5 protein-coding genes and 1 pseudogene are annotated in these 4,038 nt (G+C 43.4%); 1 reads left to right on the top strand and 5 read right to left on the bottom strand.

Annotated features, from left to right (window positions below; genetic code table 11):
• The 3 genes and pseudogenes from JWQ85_RS19430 to JWQ85_RS19440 form a co-directional block, all read right to left on the bottom strand.
• Positions 1 to 403: pseudogene (locus JWQ85_RS19430) on the bottom strand (PorT family protein); the annotation flags it as partial.
• Positions 404 to 424: 21 nt separating this feature from the next.
• Positions 425 to 1,168, bottom strand: coding sequence for a hypothetical protein (locus JWQ85_RS19435; RefSeq protein WP_299470929.1), 744 nt, complete (start codon positions 1,166 to 1,168; stop codon positions 425 to 427).
• Entirely contained in the window at positions 1,158 to 1,727 is a 570-nt protein-coding gene (locus tag JWQ85_RS19440; RefSeq protein ID WP_299470936.1) for a sigma-70 family RNA polymerase sigma factor, read from the bottom strand. The genes JWQ85_RS19435 and JWQ85_RS19440 overlap by 11 nt, the downstream gene beginning before the upstream one ends.
• A gap of 113 nt (positions 1,728 to 1,840) precedes the next feature.
• Between JWQ85_RS19440 and JWQ85_RS19445 the strand changes: the two genes are divergently transcribed.
• Entirely contained in the window at positions 1,841 to 3,115 is a 1,275-nt protein-coding gene (locus tag JWQ85_RS19445) for an amidohydrolase family protein (protein WP_299470930.1), read from the top strand.
• Between the two features lie 24 nt (positions 3,116 to 3,139).
• Here the strand turns inward: JWQ85_RS19445 and JWQ85_RS19450 are convergent, their stop codons facing one another.
• Positions 3,140 to 3,673, bottom strand: coding sequence for a CopD family protein (locus JWQ85_RS19450; protein WP_299470932.1), 534 nt, complete (start codon positions 3,671 to 3,673; stop codon positions 3,140 to 3,142).
• 116 nt (positions 3,674 to 3,789) lie between these two features.
• On the bottom strand, positions 3,790 to 4,038 hold a 249-nt coding region (locus tag JWQ85_RS19455; protein ID WP_299470934.1), incomplete at its 5' end, for a uroporphyrinogen decarboxylase family protein.

A 4,038-nucleotide genomic window follows, 5' to 3' on the forward strand; every position in this document is an offset into this window, starting at 1 on the left:
GGCGCAGGTTTGTCCAATCAAACCCACCCGCTGTATATATCCTGAATGAACTATTAAACCTATAGCTCAGCTGCAACACATCAAAACCAATATTGCTGCTTCTCCACGACCGATAATTTAAAAACTGGTTAGTTGGCGATAACGTAAAGCTGCCGTTATCAACCAGGGTGGTTAAACCAATATCAAACCGGGTAAAGGTAAGCCCAAAGGAAAACCCCGGTGCCTTTGTAGTGTAAGAATAAGATGAGGTATCATTAATTGATACCTGGCTAACATCATCCCCAAAACCAAGTCTGATCTTTGTACGGCGGGTTTTGGTAGTATCAGTTTTAACAGAATCCGTTTGTGCAAACACAACGGTTGCTGCCAGGCATATTATTGTAGTAAAAATCAGGCGTTTCATATATTTTGGTGTATTACTATTCTATTTATCTTGTTTTTTTATTTTGATAAAGCCAAGGTTAAGCCCGGATACTACAGAATCGTCCTCATCGTTTGTGCTCGAAAATTCTATCAGCTTATCCTTGCGTTTGTCAACCTTACTTACCACTACATTTATCAGATCTCCTAAGTTGCGTATGCGATGTTTTTTAACAGGCGCTGCAGCTATGGTCTTATTAACCGGCGGTTGTTGAGCCACTAAAGTATTAGCTTTAAACGATACATCTTCGGGCATTTCAATTTTTTCGTTAAAGGGCACTCCTCTATCAGGCACTACAAACTTCACTTCTTGTGCAGGTTGAACCACCTCCGCCAGTTGTTGTGCCGGTAATAGTATTTCTTCATTTCTTACAGGCAGTACTTTAACCGCTTTTGTTTTTTGCTTGCGCGATGTTACTACATTATTTACAGCGAGAGCCTTTTCTAACTGTGGCTGTACAATTTTTGACGATGCAATTACAGGTGTTATAATTGATTTTGCAGGCTTATTGTTTTTAACGGCAATCAATTGCACCTGTTTTTTGGTATTATCTTTTATCTGCGATACAAAATATAAACCTGCTGATAGCATAAGCAGTAAACTCGCGGCTATGCTTAGATAGGTTTTTAACGACCGCTTACTTTCATCCATGCGGGAGGCGATGTTGCCCCAAAGCTGGGCAGATGGCTCAATTTCAAAATCATCAAGTTTAGACCTGAATAGTTGATCAATTTCTTTATCCTGCATATTCATATCTTTTATTCTCCATTTTTAATATCTGTTCTTTTAAAATAGCCCGGGCCCTTGATAACTGCGATTTTGAAGCACCTTCGCTAATGCCCATAATTTCGGCTATTTCTTTATGCGAGTAACCATCAATGGCATATAAGTTAAACACCATGCGGTAACCCGGCGACAAGGCTTTTATTAGCACCAGCAGATCTTTTGCTTCCAGGCTGCTGGCTGCCGCGGCATTAACAGATGGCTCGTGCCCGGCATTGTCAATATCAACTACCTGCATCATTTTATGGTGGCGGCGATAATATTCAATTGAGCTGTGCACCATAATACGCCTCACCCAACCTTCAAATGAACCGTCGCCCCGGTAATCAGCAATTTTTTGGAATACTTTAATGAATCCGTTCTGTAGCATATCCTCAGCTTCCATTCTATCGGTAGCGTAGCGCATGCAAACACCCAGCATTTTTGAGGCAAATTGCTTATACAGCATTTCCTGCGCCTTGCGTTGCCCGGCCTTACAGCATTTTACCAGATCATCAATAGTAGGTTTAGCTTCCAAAAACATCATTTTAAACTAAGATGTATTCTATATAGAATTGGTTGCATGGGGTGTAAAATAATTTTAACTAAATTTCGGGAATACATTACATCGGTCAAAGTAAGTTAACTTTATATATAATGAAAATTATTCAGCTTGTAATTATCAGTATCTTTTTATCCTGCCTGCAGGGTGTTGCCCAGCCTAATTCGTCCGCCCAATATATTTTACTTAAACCCGATCGTATTTTCGACGGACAGCAAATACATATCAATTGGTATGTTTTAGTAAAAGGCAACCATATTGAGGCTGTTGGAGAACCTGCATCAATCAAGACCCCGGCTTCTGCAAAAATAGTGGACCTAAAAGGCATGACTTTAATGCCCGGGCTAATAGAAGGTCATTCTCATTTATTTTTGCACCCCTATAATGAAACGAGTTGGAACGACCAGGTAATGAACGAAAGCCGGGCAGAGCGTACGGTCCGTGCGGTTGAACACGCAAGAGCTACCTTAATGGCAGGCTTTACCACAGTGCGCGACCTGGGAACCGAAGGGGCTGCATATGACGATGTTGGTTTAAAAACGGCTATCAATAAAGGGATTGTACCAGGCCCCAGGATGCTGGTAGCTACTCGCGCCATTGTTACCACAGGTGCTTACGGGCCAAAGAGCAACGTTGCCGAATCGCACCCGCTGCTTGGCGCCGAAGAAGCCGACGGCGTTGAAGGCGTATCAAGAGTGGTGCGTTCGCAGATAGGCTATGGGGCCGATGTTGTAAAGCTTTACGCCGATTACTGGGCTACAGACGAGGGTGCCACCCCCACATTTACGGTTGATGAGCTAAAGGCTGCTGTTGCAGTGGCTAATAGCCGCGGCAGGCAAGTGGTTGTGCATTCGGGTTCTGAAGAAGGCATGCGCCGCGCGATATTGGCAGGGGCCAGCACCATTGAGCACGGTGATGGCGGCACGCCGGAATTGTTTAAACAGATGAAAGCCAAAGGGATCGCTTTATGCCCCACGCTGGCGGCAACGGAAGCCAATGATATTTACCGCGGATGGAAAAAAGGTATTGATGCTGACCCGGAAAATGTGAAGGCGAAACGTACCATGTTCAGGAACGCACTTAAAGCCGGGGTAACCATTTGTATGGGCGGTGATGTTGGTGTATTTGCCCATGGCGACAATGCGCGGGAGATGCTGTTAATGGTTGAGTATGGTATGAAACCTATAGATGTATTACGTTCTGCTACATCTGTAAACGCCCAGGTTTTTAAGTTAAAAAACCTGGGCAATATAAGGGCAGGTTTCCTGGCAGATCTGGTTGCAGTTGAAGGTAACCCTACTGAGGATATAAAAGTGGTAAAGCAAGTAAGGCTGGTGATGAAGGAAGGGGTGGCTTATTTGCAGAAATAGGTTTTTTTACAATTTAATACTGATTTATTGCTTCCCCCTAAAATACTTATAAAGCTTCACCGCCGACATAATTATCAAACTGAAAAGGATGATACCAATCACCCCAAAGATCCAGTTAAGGGCGCTTTTAAGTACTACCAGGAATACAATAGCAAAGAGGATAATGGTAGCCAGTTCGTTCCATAAACGGAGTTGAATGGACGTCCATTTGAACACGCCACCGGCCATTTGTTTCATTATTTTTTGGCAGATGAAGTGGTAAACGATTAGCCCTACCACAAAAGTGAGCTTTACATGCAGCCAGGGCATTTTCCATAAGCCCGGGTTAAGATGCAGCATGGTTGCCCCTGCGCCGATCACAAAATACATGCTTGGCGTAGCAATTATCCACCACAGTTTTTTCTCTATGATCTCAAATTGATCTGATAGGATAGTGCGGGCCGGTTCAGGTTTATCCTGAGCTTCCCTGTGGTAAATAAACAGGCGCACAATATAAAACAGCCCCGCCATCCAGCAGACTACAAAAATGATATGTATGGAAAGGATGTAGTTATACATGAAGCTGAGCCCCCTAACCCCCTAAAGGGGGAATTATAAGCCCCCGACCTTTAAAGTGGGCTATTGTTTTATTATTATCTATAATATACTGCCGCCAATGCTCCCCCCTTAGGAGGTCAGGGGGCATATTCTTTTATAACTTCCACCGCATACTTCACGTTATCAAACGGAATATCCGGCATTATACCATGACCTAAGTTAAAGATAAAGCCCTTTTCATCCTTCATCCTGTCGAACAAGCGGTAGATCCGTTCTTTAATCACCTTTTTATCGGCATACAAAATATGCGGGTCAAGGTTCCCCTGTACAGCTATGCCTTCGGGTAAACGTTTTTTAATATCAAGCAGGTCAACGTTCCAGTCGAT

Source organism: Mucilaginibacter sp. (assembly GCF_028288105.1).
Classification (GTDB): domain Bacteria; phylum Bacteroidota; class Bacteroidia; order Sphingobacteriales; family Sphingobacteriaceae; genus Mucilaginibacter.

What these genes read in the sequence shown, in the direction of transcription:
- JWQ85_RS19435 (WP_299470929.1), bottom strand. Translation starts at nt 1,168, where the DNA reads ATGCAGGATAAAGAAATTGATCAACTATTCAGGTCTAAACTTGATGAT.
- JWQ85_RS19440 (WP_299470936.1), bottom strand. Translation starts at nt 1,727, where the DNA reads ATGTTTTTGGAAGCTAAACCTACTATTGATGATCTGGTAAAATGCTGT.
- JWQ85_RS19445 (WP_299470930.1), top strand. Translation starts at nt 1,841, where the DNA reads ATGAAAATTATTCAGCTTGTAATTATCAGTATCTTTTTATCCTGCCTG.
- JWQ85_RS19450 (WP_299470932.1), bottom strand. Translation starts at nt 3,673, where the DNA reads ATGTATAACTACATCCTTTCCATACATATCATTTTTGTAGTCTGCTGG.